Raw genomic sequence first — 19039 nt, forward strand, 5'->3', positions numbered from 1 at the left:
CCGCATGGCAGTGCCCCCGCGCTTCTTCTTCTCGCATGCCCGCCTAGACACTGAAATGCCGGGGCGCTACCTACTGCGCTTCTTCGAAGACCTCGAGAAGACGGTGGCGGCGTTCCACGCGGCCGCCCTTCCGCTAGGGACCATCGACAAGCGAGTGGGCCACGGCACGGATTGGGATCAATTCCTCAGCAGTGGCCTAATGCGCGACAAAGCTTTCATCGCCGTCCTGACACCCTACTACCCAACCCGCCTAAACTGCGGCAAGGAGCTGGGCGTCTTCCTCCTGCGCAGCCCGAAGCTGGGCGTAACGGACAGCGGCGAGTTGACCGGCGTGAGCAATGTGCTGCCCATACGTTGGATGACACAGGAGGCGTATGCGGTCAACAACGTGAAAGATGCGCTGATCCCCGAAATACTTCGCCTTGTGCAGGACGGACCCGCGGACGATCTGCACGATGCGGAGCGGACGCGAGCCATCGAACGCTACCGCAGGACCGGCATGCAGAACTGCGTGTCGCGCGGGCGGCGCTACTACACGATCCTGCTCGAACTCCTCGCGCTGCGCATCCGCGAGATGGGCGAGCTTCCGCCCGCCGCCGATGCCAGCTTTGACACGGCGAAGGACGCATTCAGCTATGACTGGCGACTGCACTTCAATGGCGCGCCTTCGGACCCGAACTGTTTGCCACCAGTGCCTGCGGCGCCATCGGCCCTCGCCGAACGGCCAGGGGCGTTGAATTCGCTGGTCGCGTTCTACATCACGAAGCGCGCGTACACCGTCGCATCCGTTCGTGGAGAATTTTCCGAGCACTTGATCGCCGAGTCGTTCTCGGGGGTTGCGGCAGCGACGGACCTAGACCTTGCCGGCCTGTTCGCCGACATCCGTTCCGCCGCAATGGACGAAGGGTTGAACGCGTTCCATGCGGCAACACAGCTCCCTTCGCTGCTGGCACATCTCGCCTCGTTGAGCAGCGCGCATGTGCTCGTGGCGGTCGTGATCGATCCGGACCTCTGGCCAGTCGCGCCGGGCGCTTACAACGATGGTCTCATCGACGGCATCGTCGGATCGCAGAATTGGCGCGGGCCGGTCCTGCGGCCGATCTTCGACGGCAGTTCGGCCGGAGCCAATCTTCCGCCGCGGGTCGTGACCCTACCCCGGACGCCTGTCGAGCGCGTCCCGGTGCTGCGCCGCGTGTTCGTCGAGTCAAGGGGGGAAGCGTTGCGCACCAGCAGTCGAGTCAATTTGGAGTCCAAGCGGCTGCCTCTGCTTCGGGGTGTCGGCGGGGAGCGCCCGTGACGCCCAGCCGCGGCCGTATCGTCACCTTCTATTCGTACAAGGGAGGCACAGGGCGCTCGATGGCAATGGCGAACTTCGCGTGGCTCCTTGCGGCCAGCGGCAAGCGCGTGCTGACCATCGACTGGGACCTCGAAGCGCCCGGGCTGCATCGCTACTTCCGGCCCTTTCTGGTCGATCCCGACCTGTTTGAAACGGACGGCCTGATCGAGACCTTCTGGCGCTTCGCCGCGGCGGCGATGGCCAAGTCGCCGTCGACCCCGATGCCGGCGCCGACTCCGGCCCTCGTGGATGAGGACACGCTCGTCGACGCCTTGGAGGACGCAACCGTCCGACTCGACTGGTCGTTTGCCACCGACGGCTACATCGACTTCATCGGGGCAGGGCGACAGGGCGCCACGTACAGCGAACGCGTCAACACCTTCGACTGGACACGTTTCTACGAAATCGGTGGCGACCGCATCTTGCAATCGGCGACGCAGCACCTGCGCGGGCTCTACGACTGGGTCCTGATTGACAGCCGCACTGGCGTATCCGACACCTCGGGCATCTGCACGATCCAGATGCCGGATGCGGTTGTCTCCTGTTTCACCCTTAACCGGCAGAGCATCGATGGGGTCGTAGCCGTCCTACGATCCATCCGATCGTTTCGCAGCAAGAACCTGGACAGCGACAGGATCGACTTCTATCCGATCGCCACGCGGATCGAAAACGCCGAACAGGCGCGGCTCGAAACGGCACGTGCCTATGCGCGCTCGGCCATGGCCGAGTTCTTGCCAAAGGATGCGCAATCGAGCGTGCGCGACTATTGGGACGGCATGGAAATCACCTACCGCCCTTCGTACGCCTTCGAGGAGGTGCTGGCGGCCTTCGGCGATGCCACGGGCGCTGCCGGAGCGGCCGACACCATGTTGTCGCAGGTGGAAGCGGTCGCGCACAGAATCACCGGCGACTCGTCGTTGCGCATGCCCGAAATCATTGACATCGATCGGAACCGGGTCTTGGCGAGATACGCGCTCGACAACGGCCTGGACGACCGTTCGCCCAAAAGCACAGCAAGCGCGGACGAGTCCGGGGCTCTGCGCGACGGCGACACAACGGGCTCGAGTACCGGCAGCATCGCTGCATTCGGCAACGACATCGATTTTCTCCGCGGCGTCTTTGCGAAAGAGCAACTCTGGCGGACTTCCGGATTTCCCTGGCGATTGCTCCTAAGCCGTCGCGAATTGGACCTGTTGACGGACAGCGACAGGAGGAGCTTCGGTCGGACGGTCGCGTACTACGTCCTGCAAAGCCAGCGGGCCGAAGCGCTTTCCGTTTCTGCCAGCAAGGGCTTCGTGATCAGCGTGGGCATGGGTATTGTCGCAGTTGCCATGTACTTCTTCTGGACGGTCCTGGTCGGCGACTATCCTCGAACGGCTTGGGTCTTGATCTTCGCGGAGCTATCCCCAAAGTTGCCGGTGGCCGCGATGTTTGGTTTCGTGGCGTCGTCTCTGGTCGTCAGCAGCATGCAGCGACTCGGGAAAGACGTGCCCTACGGGTTGCGCACGGTCGACGCTTTGGCTTTGGCACTCCTCGGGCCGCTGAAACCGCGTGTCCGGGACTACGAGAACCTTCCGGAGCATGACAATGCGCGTCGACATTTACGGTGACCCCAAGGGCAATCGCAAGGCGTTTGAGAGGGCGCTGCGGGCTCAGTGCCGGCAACTCGGAATCGAGTTGAATACTGTCGCTGCAGGGGACTTGGCAGCAGCAGTTTCCGTTGTTTTTGCCGAGCACGGCGTCGATTGGTCATCGCTCGACCTCGACACTTTCGCGGACCTCGCCTGCCGGGATCGACGGGTGCTTCCGGTCATCGACGTTGCTGCGAATGCGACGCGCATTCCGTCGGCTCTGACGAAGTACAATGCCTTTCTGACGAGCCCTTGGAGAACAGGGTGGCCAACAGGCCTCGTCGACGAAGTTCTGAGCCATGCCTGGCTTCGCCGGCGTGAGAGGAAAGTGTTCGTCAGCTACAAGCGAACCGACAGCGCGGCTCTCGCGAACAGGCTCTATGACGAACTCACGCGGCATGGCTATGTGACTTTCCTCGACGATGTGTCGATCGACAAGGGCACCGACTTTCAGAGCGATCTGAAGTGGTGGCTCAACGACGCCGACCTGCTTCTGGTCCTGCTCAGTCCGAACTTCACGAGTTCCAAATGGTGCCTGGAGGAAATAGCTTTTGCGAGGTCCAGATCGATCGGCTTGCTGGCCGTCGAATGGCCCGATAGTGTCTACGCGCAGAAGATGACCCGCGTCTTCCCCGGCGCTGCCGCTGGCAGCCTACGACCTTCGGTGTTGCAGGCGACCGACCCCGACCAGAGACTTCAGTTGCGGGAAAAGGACTTAGAGGGACTCCGGGACGATCCGTTATGCGATCGGCCGCTGTCCCCCATCGGCATGGAAAGACTGCTTACGGCCTGTGCCCGCCAGCGCTCACTTGCGATTCGGCAGCGACTCGAGGACCTGATCCCGTTGGCCCACGAAATGCTTGATGCGGAAGATAGCTTTCAATCGAGCGAGGAACTGGGAGACTTCAAGTTCACCGACAAACTAAACCGGCGCTGCTTCGTGCGGGTGCTTCCTTTTCGGCCCGATCCGAAGGCCCTTTGGGACGCCTGTAGAAAGGCCAAGGGAGAGGATGTCGGTGGATGCTTCTACAGCGAATGCGACAAGGTCGACGAACGCGCGCGCGCGCTGCGCTGGCTGGCTAACCGACCGCACGAGGAAGCTGGCATGGCAGCCCACAGCCAGCTTTGGGCGTGCCTCGGCGACGAGATATTGCCATGACGACCGGGCCGACCGACATTGCCGCTGCGTCGTCGCCGATATTCGGGTTGATGCTTCGCGTGGCCGACGTGACCGAAGTCGAGGCGTTGCTGGACGATGTTCCGTCCCTGCTGCTTTCGGCGAGCGTTCCCTATGCGCTCGACGAATCGATGTGCGAACCGAAGGACGTCGCGCGACTGCCTTTCCTGAATCAGCGCTATGTCGGCCGCGCTAGGCCCGACCGGATTCGCGCCGCGATCTCCGCATTGACGCGGGTCGCCCTTAATCACGAACTCCGCCTGGTCTTCGGTGCGCATCCCGCGATCAGCCCGATGGTGCTGCAGGCCGCCCGCGACATGCGCGCGCAGGCGAAGAGCATTGTCATCTTCCAATCCGCCGTCTACGCCGGGCGGTTGGCCCAGTCCACCCTGGCGCTCGCCCAGTGGGACGCCGGCGTGCTGATCATGACTGCGGACCAAAAGGAGAGCGCGTCGAGCAGGCGAAATCCGAAGAGCCTGGAATTTATGCGAAAGGCCATGGTCCGCGTGCCGGGACTGCTGGGCGCGGTGTTCGTCGGCGGCATGCAGGGGGTGGAGCGCGAAGCGCAGCTCTTTCAGAAGGCGCATCCGAGAAAGAAGCGTTACGCTATCGCGTCCACCGGCTCCGCGGCGGAGTCGCTCGCCGACGACGATCCCAATGCGTTTCGCGGCACGCTGAGCGACCCTTCCCTGCTGGCGGACATGCGCTCCTACAGCGTCGTTGCACGCAGGATCGTTCTGGATCTGCTAGGGCCACTTCCGATCGCGACCTAATCGACAGACATCATCTTCAGGCAGCGCGCGTCGTGCGCCGACGGAGTATCGCCCACAGGGTCGGTGATCGCTGGCTCGAAAGGAAGAACGCACGAGTCGAGCCACCGCTTGCGTATCCCGCGATCTGGCCACGCATAGTCTACATAGGGAATGACATGGTGCGCGGCGATGTATCCCCAATTGATCAACCTGGCCTGCAGAGAGTCGGGCATGGCGCGAAACTGGGTCGGTATCGCGGAAAGCGCGCGAACTTCGTCCGTCATCCATCGCGCCTCGGCCGGGCATTCAAACCCAAGGTATTTCGGACGTCGGCGCACGCTCCAGTAGGCATAGGCATCGGACGCTGAGTCTGCACCCGCCCTGCGTCTAGCGGACTCCAGGGTGGCTGGAATATCGGCGGTGGTGCAGGAATCCGCCGGCGCCGAGACCTGCCACGAAAATGCCCTCAAGCGCAGACTCCCCGCACGAATGATATTCGCTACGCGGATCTCGTCCGGCTGATCGGACATGAGATGGAGTACCCGGAGGCTCTGGCTGAGCCAATTCCCGGCGGGGCCTGCATCGAGCGCTGTTGTCGCACCGCCGTCGGAAATGAGCGTCGCCGTCGCGTGTGCAACACCGTTCAGCCTCCTCAGTCGATTGATCTCCTCAATGGTTCCGATGCCGAGATTGTCCCGAACTCTGCGATCGACGAGATACACCCTCTGCCGGAATGCGGCCAGGCCGTCGCGATCGTCGGGGAGCACGCGTCCCGGCTCGTTGCTATAGGCGATGCCATAGGGGTTGTCGTGGAAATCGCTGCAGTTGTGCCAGTCGGATCGGACATCCGTATCGGACAAGTCCAACTGCAGCGGCGAAAGCACCAGCGGGAAGCCACTCGAGGCGGCAACCGCCTCTGACAGAAGCGTCTTGCGCGGCGCGGTCCAATGTGTAATCGGACCGCCGATCGCGGAAGACCTGAGCTGCCACAGTTCGCCGGTCTGCAGATTAGTCGCATTGAAAACGAAGAGCGGCAGCGGTCTTCTTCTGTCGTCGAGCGGATCGGTGTGGCCACTGCCGGGCTCAATGTCGGCAAGAAGCGCACGATGGAACAGTCGCGAATCGAACTGCTCGACCTGCTCCTTCGCGCTTGATGCAAATGGAAAGAAGCCGCGAATCACGACAGCGGCGCCCAATACTGCCAATGTCAACCAACCGCGCCGCCTTGATCGAAGTGCGTCGGTGCGCGGGCGGTCGGTGCATTCTCTCCAGGATTCGGCGCGCTCGAGCGTTTGCAATCGTGCACGCCGCTGTGGAACTAATGCGGGCTTGTCATCCGGGCATTGCAAGGCCGGCAGCCTTGACCGGCGAGGTTCATTGCGCTCCACCTTCGTACCCTCTTCCTAGTGGCAGGCATATCTCGAGCCAAGATGATTCGCCGCGTCTATACGGCATCCGGATACCTGGAAGAAGGACTGAAGGGCACTCGTCGCGATAGCTGCATTCTAGCTATGCCCTGGATGGAGCACCGACTACCTATGACGCGTTTACTTGCGTACCGGGGCGTTGCGCCCGAGCGCGGATCGGCATGCTTGATCGACTTGGCTGGAGTGATAACCGCACGCCCATCCACCCTAGTCGCTCTCGGCGGCGCGCCCACCTCATCGTTCTCCTTGGCCGCCTTTGCCGCGGTGGCCTTAAGCATCTCGCGCACGGTAGTACGGCCGATGATGGAAATGATTGAACTTGGTCATGTTGTTCTCCGAGGTGTGAAGCCGGGCGTCGGTTTTAGCTCAGCACGGACGACGCCGCTGCAGGTCAAACGTCACCGCCGTCCGAAAGTGGCACTGGGCCGGCGCAGGCACTGTAGTCCGCTTTTCTTTGTGGCCTGCCGCTGCGTCCCTTGTCTCGTGACCTCCATGGCTTCCGGAGCCAGCCTCCAGAAGCCATTCTGGCCTTGCTTCAGTATGGAGGCGAGCGATAGAACGCATCGTTGACGCGCATCTTGCTGTTCGATGTCCGGAGGTACGGGGTATGGTTGCGCGCTCGCCGGTCCGTCCGAATAGTGCGTGCGGTGCTGCTTCACTGCCTCGCGAAGCTCGTTTATCGCGGCACGGGGGGTGGCAGCCGCGGCCTGCAGGCGCCCGACCGTCATGCACGCGACGAACTGACCTCGCGATGCGAACAGCCAGAACTTGTTCGGCCGATCGCTGTGTAGCAGCTTCAGCATTCGGGTGTCGCTGGTCTCGGGCTCCAGGTCGTTGACCCATGCCATCCGTCGAACGCGCTCCAGGTTAGGCACGGACCACAGCACGCCAACCCAAGCGATTGAAAGTACTGGCACGCAGCGGGCGTCGACTAGCGAGATGCCCACGGAGGAAAGTCCTGCGCCAGCGCCGACTCCCTGTTTGCACTGATTGGCCGGGTGATGTCGCGCGGAAAGAAGGCAGCCCGAAACGAGCCAATGCGGCGAACAACGCCGTCCATGCAAGAGTCGCTGCATGGGCCCACTTCACTCGAGTTCGACCAAGAAGGTCAGATTCGCACCCGTCGCTTCCAAAGAATGGATCGACAGCCCCGATGGAGTGCCATCCCACCATGGGCTTCCTACCTTGGCACCCTTGCCGAACACCGGTCCCGACGACACGCCGAACAGATCCTGCGCATCGCCATCATCCGAACCGAGCCGAAGTTCGTCCAACCCATCGGCCTGCAACAGCGCGCACTCATAGTGCTGATGCCCCTCGGGCGCAGTCTCCGAGTGTGTATTGCTGCCCAACTCGTCGACATGCCAGATCGCAAGCCCGTCGTTCATCAACCCCGCATCGCGCCCGACCATGCGCCGCGCCTCGACGATGAAGTATTCCGTCGCATTGCGGCGGTGGATGAAGAAGCGATTGGGTTCGGCCGCGCTCAGCGTCTGCCTGCCCGCCGCCAGCGGTACCGCTTCACCCCAGCCGGCTTTGAACTTGAGATACGCACCCACACGTGTCGGGTTGGTGGTCGTGGTGTACGAACCCAGGCACATTAGGCAGTAGCGACCCACGCCCTTGCGCGTGTTGTCATACTGGTACAGATCCGGAAAGTCGCACAGCATGTGCCCGTTCTCGTGGCAGTACACGCCCAGAGTCAGTGCGTCGCCCGTGGCCGTCACCTGGTAGTCGAACGCACTCTTGCCCGGCGCCAGGGGCAACGGATGGCTGAGCCGTGAAGAGTGCGGCCACAGCCCTTGGCCCCACTCGTTGACCACATCGCCCGCGTAGAACACGTTCAATGCATACACGCCACGCTGTGCGTCAACCGTGAGCGCCGAGAAGTCCAGCCCAGCGTCGCGATGCGAAGTGAGGGCTTCCACGATCAGTTCGCGCGCACGCTGGCCGAAAGGCAGTGTCTTGTCGACATAGTGCGCATGAGACTGCTTCGCGGTATAGAGAGGCGCAACCACCGTACGGTAGCGCAGCCGGCCGCCCGAGACGTCGTGGTAGTAATCGAACACCGAGCCGTTGTTGCCGAAGCCGTTGTAGCCCGGCCTGTTGCAGAAGTCATCGATCTCCTCGCGCGAAATCGTCGCCGGCACGTCCGGAAACGCGATCGGCAGGCACAGCCCAGTGAAGTCTCCTACCGTCTCGCGCTGCGGCGGCGCTCTCAGGCGGCCATCTGTCGCCACCTGCTCGCGTAGCCGCTGGCGCTGCTGTTCGTGGCGTACGCGCCAGCGTGGTTCCGGCAGGCCGTCGGCCGCTGTGGCCGGCGTCCCGGCCGTCGACGGGGAGACCGCACGAAAGAAGCCGGTGATCGGATCGCGGACTACCGGCGTGCCGGCGGCCGTCCGGAACTCCGCGCGCTGCTGGTCGCCCCAGCCCTGCACTGTCAGCGTGCCGCCGTCCGGTTGCGCGAAGACGAACTCCCTGGCGAGGAAAGGAACGGACATGGCAGCTCCTCGAATACAAAGTCGGGCCACTCTGAACCGATGCGAATACGCGCGCAATACCTCGTTTGGTGGACGAAGCGCCCGGCGTAGAAGCGTCCAATACCGATCGTCGGAGGTGCACAACTCACCTTGCGCGCCACCACGGTTCAACAACGCCTGGAGGTCCCCATGGCCAAACTCGCCTTGTGCATCGGCATCAACAACTATCCCGGCACCGACATGGATCTGGCCGGCTGCGTCAACGACGCCAACGACTGGGCCACCGAGCTCGCTTCGCGCGGCTTCGAGGTCACGAAGCTCATCGATGCGCAGGCCACCAAGGCGGGCATGGTTGACGGCTTCAGAAAGGTGATCGGCGCGGCGGTGCGCAGCGACGTGGTGGTGATCACCTTCTCGGGCCACGGCACCTACCAGTACGACATCGACGGCGACGAGGAAGACGACCTAGACGAGGCGCTCTGTCCCCACGATATCCGCGCCATCGACGCGGCGCTGATCGACGACGAGATCCACGCGCTCTTCAAGGCCCGCAAGGACGGCGTGCACATCGTGCTGATCTCGGACAGCTGCCACTCGGGCACTGTGAGCCGCGCGATCCCGCGCAGCGGCGACGTGGAAGCTGGCCGGGCCCCGCGCTTCATGCCAATGGAAAACTGGATGTCGCCCGAGCACTTCGCCAAAGGCGGGCCACGCGGCGCGACGGCGCCGCACGGTTCCGCGCACGTCGCATCGACGCCGTTTACCGATGCGCCGCAGGACGACGCGGGCGACGTGCTGATGGCGGGCTGCGAGGAAGGCGAAGATCACTTCAGCTACGACGCCACCTTCATGGACCGCCCGAACGGCGCTTTCACGTTCTACGCGCTGAAGGCACTGCGCACCTTGAGGTCAGGTGCGACCTATGCCGACTGGCATAGGGCATTGAAGGACTCGCTGCCGTCCACGCGCTATCCACAGACGCCGCGGATCCAGGGTACGGAGACTTCGACGGGCCGCGCGATCTTCACCTAAGGCCCCCCACATGAAAGCCGCGCGGACTACCAGAACAACGACGACGAGGACACTATGTCGGACCCGATCGTGCTGAAGATCACCGGGCGCAAAAGCGAGAAGCCCGAGGTGCCCTCGCTGATGCGCTCGTCAACGCGCAGTGTGGACGGTCGTGGGCCAGATGCCTACTTGCCGCCCGAGTTGCTGAAGGCCAAAACCGCTATCGACGTGAGCGCCAGCACGCGCGGCTCAACCGCGACCACGGCTGAGCAGCTCGAAGCCGCCGATGACGAAGTGCTGGTGATCGAGCTGGCGGACGGGGGCACGCTCATCACCAGTCCCTCGCGAATGAAGGCCGCGCTGCAGAGAAACCGGCCCGACCTGGTAGACGACGCGGGGCATATCCTGTTCGACCGAATGAATGTCGAAGGTGCCTTGCAGCAGCGCAGCATTCTCGGCGGTGCGGCGGGCTCTCTCGTGACGCGGGTGGTGGCACTGGCAGTGAACGTCAGCGGCGACAAGCTGATCAAGGAAGCTGAAACCAAGCTCGCCGAGCTTCTTAGCAAAAAAAAGCTCAAGGCGGACGCGACAGGCGCGGCCGCGCTCGGCGTGAGCTGGCTCGGCACCAAGGCGCTGATGTGGGCGGTCGAGAACCGGTTGCCGCGCAAACCCGGCCTCTACCCCTGGGGCAACGAGAACGAACTCGCAGCTACTGCTGTAGCGCCCGGCGGCATAGGCAGCAAGATGCTTGGCGAAGACGGCAAGCCCAGGCGTGCACTGATCTTCATACACGGCACCGGCTCAAGCACCCTCGGCAGCTTCGGCGACCTGCAGCGCAACGACCGCGGTCTGTGGACGAGGCTGGAGAGCCGCTTTCCGGGCGGCATATACGGCCTGGAGCACTACACGCTGTCCGAAAGCCCGATCGAGAACGCATTGCAGCTCGTCGACGCACTTCCGAAGGGCGCACTGGTGAGCCTCGTCACGCATTCGCGTGGCGGACTGGTCGGTGATTTGCTGTGCCTGCGCGACATCGACCAGCACATTGACACCTACGGCTTCGCCTTCAAGGACGCGGGCGATCCGCAGGACGCGCAGATCAACGTGCGCACAGAACTCGACGAAGCGCATGCCGAGCATCGCGAACAACTGAGGAAGCTCTTCCAGGCCTTGCGCGACAAGGCACCGGAGATTCAGAGCTATGTCCGGGTCGCCAGCCCCGCCCAAGGCACCAAGCTCGCTAGCGGCAACTTCGACGTTTTTCTCTCGGGCCTGCTCACGCTTATAGGCCACGTGCCGTACTTCTTTGGCAACCCACTCTATTCGGCATTCAAGCGCGTGGTAATTGAGATCGCCCGCAACCGCACCAACCCGCATCTGGTGCCCGGCATCGAGGCAATGCTGCCCGATTCGCCAATGGCCGCGCTGCTGCGCGACGGTGCAGTGCAGCCGGGCATCGCCATGGCACTGATCGCCGGCGACATTCAGGGCGGCAACCTCCTGATGCGCATGGGCGTGATGCTCACCGACTTCCTGCTGTTTGAGAACACGGACAACGACCTGGTCGTCAACACCGCCGCGATGCTCGCGGGCATTGCCACCAAGACCAGCGCACGGGTGCTGTTCGATCGCGCGGCGGACGTGTCGCACTTCAACTACTTCGGCAACCTCGACACGCGCAGCGCCATGCGGGACTGGCTGCTCGCCGACGAGCCGAAGGCTATCGAGGCCTTTCGCGAACTGCCGTCGCGCTTCACCACGCTAGACGCTGCGGGCTTCGGCAAATCGCGCGATGCGGCGGCGGCGGCTGCGCTGGCAGCCCGGCCGGTTGTCGTCGTGCTGCCGGGCGTGATGGGCACCTGTCTGCGCGCGGACGATGCACTCGTGTGGTTGAACCCTCTGGCGCTTGTCAATGGCGGCGTGAAGAAGATCGCCTTCGGTGCGCCACAGGTCACGACCGGCGATCTCTTCGGAATGACCTATGGCGCCATCTGCGAGCGCCTGGCCGAGACGCACCGGGTGGTGCCCTTCCCCTACGACTGGCGCCAGCCGCTGGACGTGCTCGGCGAGCGCCTGGGCGAAATGCTCGACGGGCTGCTCAAGGACACCGAAAGGCCCGTGCGCCTGCTCGCGCATAGCATGGGCGGACTGGTGGTGCGCTCCTGCATCTACCGCCGGCGCGACGTAATGGACCGGCTAATGGGGCGCGAAGGCGCGCGGCTCGTGATGTGCGGCACGCCGCACCAGGGGGCGCATTCGATGGTTGAGAACATGCTCGGCAAGGGTGGCGCGCTGCGCACGCTGGCGCGGCTCGACGTCACGAACGGCTTGCAGAGCGTGTTGGACGTGGTGGCCGGCTTTCGCGGTGCATTGCAGCTGCTGCCGCGGCCGGGCTTCGTCGACACCTTCGAAGGCCAGGACGATGGCGGCGAGACGCACGCCTACGGCGAGCCGAAGACCTGGATTGACCTGCAGGCCGTCAATACCGACCTCTGGTTCGGCGACAAGATCTGCGCCCTGCCGGATGCCATGGCCCTCAAGGAGGCGAGCTGGTTGTGGTCCGAGGACGCGAAGGCCCGCGCTGCCGCATCGCCGCCGCTGCCCGACAGCGTCACGCCGGCCCTGCCCGACGCTTATCGCGACAAGTCGATTTACATCTTCGGCGTCGCGCCCGCGACGCCCTGCGGCGTGCGCCTCGAGAAGCGCGGTGACAAGCCGCGCCTGCGCATGGTAGCCACGACGCGCGGCGACGGCACCGTCACTTGGGACTCAGGGCGCATCGGCGGCATCGGTAGCTTCTACTACCTGCCGGTGGTGCACGGAGACCTGCTGTCCACTGCGGGCAGCTTCGCTGCGCTGACCGAACTTCTGCTGAATGGCGCCACCAATGCGCTCGACCGCAACCCGCCCAAGACGCGCGATGGCGGCGCCGAGCGCCCCACCAGCTACGACCCTGGTCCGCCGAGCGCCAGCGACGCCGTCGATCTGGCCGCGGCCTTCACCGGCGGCACGCCCGGCAGCGGCATCACTCCGCGCGCCAAGGTGCGGTTGCAGGTCAACCTCAAGGCGATGGACCTTCGCTTCCTAGCATGCCCAATCATGGTCGGCCACTATGAGAACGACTCGATTGCCGGCACCGAGGCGCTGGTAGACACCGAGCTCATGGACGGCCAGCTTGCGCAGCGCAAGGCGCTCGACCTCTACGCCGGGCCGCTCGGCACCGCCGCCGTGGTGCTGCGCGCCCCGAGTGCGCTAGACCGCCGGCGCGGCGTTCTTACCGGCGCTGTGGTCACCGGCCTCGGGCGCTATGAAGGCAACCTGACCCAGGACGCGCTGATGCTTGCGGTGCGCGCCGGCGTGATGCGCTTCCTGCTGCAGGTCGTCGACGTGATGGGCCGCGAAGATCGGGAGGTGTCGCTTGCCACCCTACTGCTCGGCTACAACTCTTCGGCAAGCCTCAGTATCGCGGCATCGGTCGAGGCCATCGTGCGCGGGGTGGTCGATGCCAACGAGAAGTTCCGGCGCACCACCGGCCTCGCCGTGCGCATAGCGCAGCTCGACCTGGTCGAGCTGTACCTCGACACTGCCATCACGGCGGTCTACGAGCTGCGCCAGCTCGCGCCGCGGCTCCTGACCATGGCCGCTAGCAAGGACACGCTGCTCACCTGTGGCAGCGAGCTGATCCAGGGCATCGGCGTGCGCCAGCGGCTCTTTGACAACCGCGGGACGAGCACCTGGCCCCGACTGATCGTCACCGACGCCGAAGACCCCAATGCCGAATGCCCGCCGGGCTGCACTGGACAGCCTCAACGGAGAAGCGGCTTGGCCAACCGCCTGCGCTTTCTGTACGTCGGCCAGCGCGCGCGCGCAGAAACGGTTGTGCAGCAGCGTCAGCCTAGCCTGATCGAAACACTGGTTCGGCAGCAAATCACGCAGACCAGCTGGAACCAGGACTTCGGCCGCATGTTGTTCCAGCTGATCGTGCCGCCCGACTTCAAGGACGCTGCGCGGCAATTGCAACGCGTGGTATTGGTGGTCGACAGCGCCACCGCGAACTTGCCCTGGGAGCTGATGCTTACCGACCCGCTCTTCACGCCCGCTGCGCAGGGTGACGGGCCGCTGCTGCCGCTGGCAGTATGCACGCCTGTGGTGCGGCAGCTCTCGTCGTCGGCGTTCCGGCGTGACGTGCGGCAGAGCGTCGCGCGCAACGCCTACGTGGTCGGCAATCCCTCGGTCGAAGGTTTTGCCAAGGCCTTTCCCGATCCGGCAGAACCGCGGCGCAAGGACCCGCCTGCACTCGGTGCCGCGGAGGAAGAGGCAAACGCGATCGCGACGCTCCTCGCGAGCATGGGATACGAGATGAGCCGCGCCATTGGCGCAGACAACCTGGCGACCGACGTGCTGTCCAAGCTCTACCGCAAGCCGTACCGCATCCTGCACGTGTCGGCTCACGGCGTGTTCGACCTGGCCCACGTCGACGGGCTGCGTCGCAGCGGCGTAGTGCTCTCGGGCGGGCTGCTGATAACTGCGGCCGAGATCGCGGCGATGGAGTCTGTGCCCGAGCTAGTGTTTCTCAACTGCTGCCACCTCGGGAAAATTGATGCCACGCACCTACCCGAGGTGACGGTGCGCGATGGCAATAAGCTCGCCGCGAGTGTGGCACGCGAGCTGATCGACATCGGCGTACGCTGCGTTCTAGTGGCGGGCTGGGCGGTAGACGATAAGCTGGCTCAAATGTTCGGCGAGGTGTTCTACAAGTCGCTGCTGCAATCGCGCCGGCCCTTTGGCACCGCTGTGTTCGACGCGCGCCAGGCGCTGTGGGCGGAGCGCTCCGGCAACGTCACCTGGGGCGCCTTTCAGGCCTACGGCGACCCGCTGTGGATGGCCGAACCTGAGGCGGACGGCGGCGGCGTATCCAGGGACGGCGAGCCCTTCGTCTCGCTGGATGAAATGCTCGACGAACTGGCGCGGACGCGCGTCGAGGCCTCGCGCCGTCCCAACGGCCAGCCCGACAGCCGTCGACAAGCCTTCGTGAAGGCCATCGAGGATGCCCGCGACAAGCGCTGTCCTCCGGCTTGGCTGCGGCTGCCAGCGCTGCAGTCCGCCCTGGGCGCCTCATGGCGCGACCTGGGCTGCCTCGACGAGGCCTACCAGGCGCTGCGGATCGCCGTGCGAGCTGTGGACGTGTTGGGCCGCGTGCCGATACGCGACATCGAGCAGCTGGCGGCAGTTGAGGTCGAGCTCGGCGCGAGCAAAGTTGAGAAGGCGGTGCAGCGCATTCGCGCGGACCAGGGCAACCGCAAGGGGTTCGACCAGACGGATCTGAACGAGGGCCATGCGCTGATCCAGCGAGGCATCGACCGGCTGGAGTCGCTCGACCTTCTCATCTCCGATGGCGCCGGCGCCGGCGACGCACAGGCGGGCGCGGCTTCTGCGGTGAATGCCGAACGCTTCGCCACGCTCGGCAATGCCTACAAAACAAAGGCCACGGCGATCGCGCTGCAGTTGTTGCGCGTCGACGCGGACGAGGCCCTGCGCAGGGCATGGGCCGACGAGATGGACAGGTCCGTGAAGGCCGGCGTAGACGGCTTGGCGCGGGCGCAGGGGACGCCCGGCGCCGAAGGCTTCCGGCCCTACTGCGTGCTGAACGGGCTTGCGTTGCGCGTGGCGGGAGATGGCTGGGATGACGCAGCAGAAACATCCGCAGCCGTGGCGCTGGCGCGGCAGTGCGGTGCGGCCGCGTCTCGCGCCCTGACCGCCGACGGCGACCCCTGGGACGTCGTAGTGAATCCCGAGTCGCTGCTGGTCGAGCGGCTGCGCGATGGCCAGCTCGGCCAGCCCGGCGACGCGGGTAAGGAGGCGCTCGACGAGGTGCTGGACGCTTATCGCGCCGCGCTCGACAACTTGGGCCCAAGGGCGCGGCACATCGACGCCGCGGTCGCGCAGATGGACATGCTCGCGACGCTGTTCGACGCGCGCTTCCGGCTGGGCAAAGGCGAGTCATACCAGCGCATGGCCGGCGCCCTGCTCGATGTTGCCGGTCAGTTGCGGCCTGGGCGCGACGTACGCGACGACCGACCCAAGGAAACGAAACCTTTGGCGGCAACTGCGAGCACGTAACTCGACATAGTCGGGTTGAGCAATAAGGGGTAATCGTATTTTTTTGACAAATTGACACGGTCGTAGTTGTCGCCGACGCGCGCACGCTTTCGACGGAGTGACCGGAAGCCGCAGCCACAACGCGCGCCTAAGGAGTAGATTGGCGGGCCGCATCCCTGTGGAGGATCATGCCGTGTCGTTCGCCCAGCGCTTCATTGGCGCGGAAACCCTTCCCTCCAGGATGTCCGAGCTCGATGTCCAACAGTTCTTCAGCCTGAGCAAGGACGACATCTCCGCGGTCTGCGAACGGTTCCGCGACGACCGCCGCGTCGCTGCAGCCATCCAGTTGCTCTTTCTGCGGGCGAGCGGCCGCCCCATGGACCGATTTGCCACGGTACCGAAAGTCCTGCTGCGTTCAGTATGCGAAGCGGTCGCCCAGCGTGAGCATCGCCAGTCTGCGATCACTCTATGAACGTCGCCAGACGTTGTACGAGCACCAGGCCTGGGCCCGCACGTATCTTGGCCTGGGCGACTTGGATGAGGTCCAACTGCAGAAGATCGACCAGGTTCTCGCGGTCGCTGCCCTCGAGGCCGCCCACCCTGACGACCTGATACGAACCGCGCGCATCTGGCGGTACGGCAGGCGAATCATCATCCCGGGCTCACGCCGAATTGCCGACTGGGCCCGAAAGGCGTTCGACGCCACGGAGGCAGCAATGGCCGCAACGATCGAGGCGGCAATTGGGAGGGCGGCGCTGCGCCAAGCCATCGACTGGGCCTATGCACCCTCCCCTGCGGCCTCAGGCAGTCATCTGGAGTGGCTCAAGACACCGCCTCAGCGCCAAGCCCCGAGCACGACCGAGCAGACCCTGGAGAAAATCCGCGCTCTCAAGGCCTTGGGCGTGCACAACTGGGCGTTGGATTCCATCGCCCTGAGCAAACAGCAGGCCTATGCGGCGCACGTCCAGATGCGCCGGCCATCGATGACCGCTCGCATCGAACAGCGACGCCAGATCGTCGAGGTTGTCTGCTTTCTGCACGCCACGTTGATGGAGTTGACTGACATCGCGCTGCTGCAGGCTTCGCGGCGCAGCCAGGAACTGTTCCGGCATGCTGCGGAGCGTGTCTTCAGGAGTCGCGCCCGAAACAACAGCGCCACGCTGGAGCAGGCCGTCAGAGCGAGGGCCGTGCTTCGTGACGAGACGAAGTCGTGGCGCGAACGTGTGCTCGAAGCTCGAAGCCTCCTCGACGGCATCGGCGACGCAGGGGCCACCTCATTCGCCTCGCAGGTTCGTCGAGCTCTTGCTGAGGACAGCCGCCGCGTTCACGCGCACTTGGCAGGACTTCAAGCCATCGACTTCGCCGGAAGACCTGGTGACCTGGCATACGAGCAATGGCAGGCGTGGATGAAGCTTCAGGCGATCGGCGGCCGGGAGATTCCGGCGGACTTCAAGCGTCCATCGGTAGGGCTTGCATGGAGCGCGATCGTCACCGATTTGGATCCTCGGTCCCGCTATCGCGCGTTCGAGGCCAGCACGATGATGGCCCTGCGCAAGAGCTTGCGGCGCGGCAGCGTATGGGTAAATCATTCGATCGGTCACCGCTCCAGCCAATCCATGCTGCTCGCCGACGCGGAATGGACGAGGTTCAAGGAACAGCATTACCAGATCCTTGGGCTGCCAGCGCAGGCCAGCGAGTTCCTGGCGCCGATTCTGGCCACGATGTCGGTCGGGGTGTACGCGCTTGCCGAAGCGGTCGAGCGCGGGAAGGTGAACATCGACACCAAGGGTCTGGTGCATTTGCAGGCGATCAATGCGCTGGACGAGGAGATCGAACCTCGCAAGACCAGAGAGGCCGTCTTCAAGCACATTGGGCATGTGCAATTGCCCGACCTGCTGATGGAGGTCGACGCGGCGACGCACTTCAGCGAGGCGCTGCTGGCCCGTCGCCCCGAGTCTGGCCAAGAACTGATGGCAGTCTATGGTGCGCTGCTTGCCCATGGGAGCGACAACGACGCCACCGGGGTGGGATCGATGATTCCTGGACTGGATCCAGCGCATATTGCCGCGGCCATGCGCACCATCGAATTCAGTGGCCGCCTGCGGCGGGCCAACGAACGGGTCTCGGAATACCAGAACTCGCTGCCGATCGCCGCCTTGTGGGGAGACGGCACCAAAGGGTCGGCAGACATGATGGCCATGGATGCGAGCCGGCACTTGTGGACGGCCAGGGTAGATCCGAGGCGACGCACCTATGCCGCCGGCCTGTACACCCACATCCGGGACCGCTGGGGGCTCTTCTACGACCAGCCAATCGTGCTGAACGAACGACAGGCGGGTGCCGCCGTCGAAGGCGTCGAGCAACACAATCGCAGCGAGGATCGCATTCGCATCTCTCTCCTGGCCGTGGACACCCATGGCATGACCAGCGTGGCCCTCGCCCTTGCAAAGCTCCTGGGGTTTGACCTGTGTCCGCGACTGAAGGCCCTGAGAGAGCGCAAGCTGTTCGTTCCCAGGGGATGGTCGGTGCCGGAAAGCTTGGAGAGGGCCACCGTCCGCCGAGTGTCTCTCAAGTCCATCGAGCGCGGCTGGGATGATCTTGTGCGACTGGTGGCCTCCATTCGCGCTGGTAAGGTGTCCGCGGTGCACGCCATCCATCGCCTTGGATCGGCCGCCGTCGGCGATCCATTGCACCGTGCGGCTGATCACCTGGGAGGGCTGCTGCGAACGCTGTTCCTGTGCGACTACATGACGATCAACGACTTTCGACGTGAACTCCTCGCGCTACTCAGCCGCGGCGAATCGGTGCATCAACTCCAACGTGCAATCCACGGCGGGCAGATAGCGCAGGACCGGGGACGGCGCAGACAAGAGATGGTGGCCATCTCCGGGGCACACGCCCTGCTCACGAACATCGTGCTTGCCTGGAACACCAGCCGCATGGACAGCGTCGTTTCCCGTCTCAGAGCCTCCGGCTTGCCGATGGAGGACGACTGGCTTCGCCGGATCGGACCCGCACACTTCTCGCACATCAACTTCCGCGGGACGTACCGGTTCAACCTCGAGAAGTATGGGCCGTTGCTGGTCGAGCGTCGCTCGGGCACAGCGGCACTCTGATCACCTGAGC

11 protein-coding genes are annotated in these 19039 nt (G+C 64.4%); 8 read left to right on the top strand and 3 right to left on the bottom strand.

The features are described 5' to 3' along the window. Positions 1–4 precede the first annotated feature (4 nt). The 4 genes from BLS74_RS35000 to BLS74_RS04835 are packed head-to-tail and all read left to right on the top strand — an operon-like array spanning position 5 to position 4917. Positions 5–1297, top strand: a complete 1293-nt coding sequence (locus BLS74_RS35000) for a toll/interleukin-1 receptor domain-containing protein (RefSeq protein WP_093103399.1) — start codon at positions 5–7, stop codon at positions 1295–1297. Then, the gene (locus BLS74_RS04825; RefSeq protein ID WP_139191624.1) at positions 1294–2946 is read left to right on the top strand and encodes a KGGVGR-motif variant AAA ATPase; all 1653 of its coding nucleotides are present in this window, start codon (positions 1294–1296) and stop codon (positions 2944–2946) included. The genes BLS74_RS35000 and BLS74_RS04825 overlap by 4 nt, the downstream gene beginning before the upstream one ends. After that, on the top strand, positions 2924–4126 hold the full coding sequence (locus BLS74_RS04830) for a toll/interleukin-1 receptor domain-containing protein (RefSeq protein WP_170855497.1): 1203 nt from the start codon (positions 2924–2926) through the stop codon (positions 4124–4126). Before BLS74_RS04825 ends, BLS74_RS04830 begins: the two co-directional genes overlap by 23 nt. Next, the gene (locus BLS74_RS04835) at positions 4123–4917 is read left to right on the top strand and encodes an SLOG domain-containing protein (protein ID WP_093103404.1); all 795 of its coding nucleotides are present in this window, start codon (positions 4123–4125) and stop codon (positions 4915–4917) included. The genes BLS74_RS04830 and BLS74_RS04835 overlap by 4 nt, the downstream gene beginning before the upstream one ends. On the opposite strand, the gene BLS74_RS04840 is transcribed toward BLS74_RS04835, so the two are convergent. The 3 genes from BLS74_RS04840 to BLS74_RS04850 all read right to left on the bottom strand — a co-directional run bounded on the left by BLS74_RS04840 (position 4914) and on the right by BLS74_RS04850 (position 8824). Then, positions 4914–6107, bottom strand: coding sequence for a hypothetical protein (locus BLS74_RS04840; RefSeq protein ID WP_139191625.1), 1194 nt, complete (start codon positions 6105–6107; stop codon positions 4914–4916). The two genes, BLS74_RS04835 and BLS74_RS04840, sit on opposite strands and share 4 nt — an antisense overlap. 614 nt (positions 6108–6721) lie before the next feature. Further along, positions 6722–7171, bottom strand: coding sequence for a hypothetical protein (locus tag BLS74_RS04845; RefSeq protein WP_093103407.1), 450 nt, complete (start codon positions 7169–7171; stop codon positions 6722–6724). Between the two features lie 237 nt (positions 7172–7408). Next, positions 7409–8824, bottom strand: a complete 1416-nt coding sequence (locus BLS74_RS04850; RefSeq protein WP_093103409.1) for a M6 family metalloprotease domain-containing protein — start codon at positions 8822–8824, stop codon at positions 7409–7411. Between the two features lie 168 nt (positions 8825–8992). On the opposite strand from BLS74_RS04850, the gene BLS74_RS04855 reads away from it, so the two are divergent. The 4 genes from BLS74_RS04855 to BLS74_RS04865 all read left to right on the top strand — a co-directional run bounded on the left by BLS74_RS04855 (position 8993) and on the right by BLS74_RS04865 (position 19029). Further along, positions 8993–9835, top strand: a complete 843-nt coding sequence (locus tag BLS74_RS04855; RefSeq protein WP_093103411.1) for a caspase family protein — start codon at positions 8993–8995, stop codon at positions 9833–9835. 54 nt (positions 9836–9889) lie between these two features. Next, positions 9890–15934, top strand: a complete 6045-nt coding sequence (locus BLS74_RS04860) for a CHAT domain-containing protein (protein WP_093103413.1) — start codon at positions 9890–9892, stop codon at positions 15932–15934. Between the two features lie 139 nt (positions 15935–16073). Next, positions 16074–16385, top strand: coding sequence for a DUF4158 domain-containing protein (locus BLS74_RS35515; protein WP_280142607.1), 312 nt, complete (start codon positions 16074–16076; stop codon positions 16383–16385). Next, positions 16354–19029: a Tn3 family transposase gene (locus BLS74_RS04865; protein ID WP_280142608.1), complete on the top strand. Its 2676-nt coding sequence runs from the start codon at positions 16354–16356 to the stop codon at positions 19027–19029. Before BLS74_RS35515 ends, BLS74_RS04865 begins: the two co-directional genes overlap by 32 nt. Positions 19030–19039 lie beyond the last annotated feature (10 nt).

It is taken from the genome of Variovorax sp. CF079, assembly GCF_900101545.1.
Taxonomy (GTDB): Bacteria; Pseudomonadota; Gammaproteobacteria; order Burkholderiales; family Burkholderiaceae_C; genus Variovorax.

Bases quoted from the DNA above. Each gene is read 5' to 3' on its own strand.
- BLS74_RS04850 (WP_093103409.1), bottom strand. From the start codon at position 8,824: ATGTCCGTTCCTTTCCTCGCCAGGGAGTTCGTCTTCGCGCAACCGGAC.
- BLS74_RS04830 (WP_170855497.1), top strand. From the start codon at position 2,924: ATGCGCGTCGACATTTACGGTGACCCCAAGGGCAATCGCAAGGCGTTT.
- BLS74_RS35000 (WP_093103399.1), top strand. From the start codon at position 5: ATGGCAGTGCCCCCGCGCTTCTTCTTCTCGCATGCCCGCCTAGACACT.
- BLS74_RS04845 (WP_093103407.1), bottom strand. From the start codon at position 7,171: ATGGCATGGGTCAACGACCTGGAGCCCGAGACCAGCGACACCCGAATG.
- BLS74_RS04855 (WP_093103411.1), top strand. From the start codon at position 8,993: ATGGCCAAACTCGCCTTGTGCATCGGCATCAACAACTATCCCGGCACC.
- BLS74_RS04860 (WP_093103413.1), top strand. From the start codon at position 9,890: ATGTCGGACCCGATCGTGCTGAAGATCACCGGGCGCAAAAGCGAGAAG.
- BLS74_RS04835 (WP_093103404.1), top strand. From the start codon at position 4,123: ATGACGACCGGGCCGACCGACATTGCCGCTGCGTCGTCGCCGATATTC.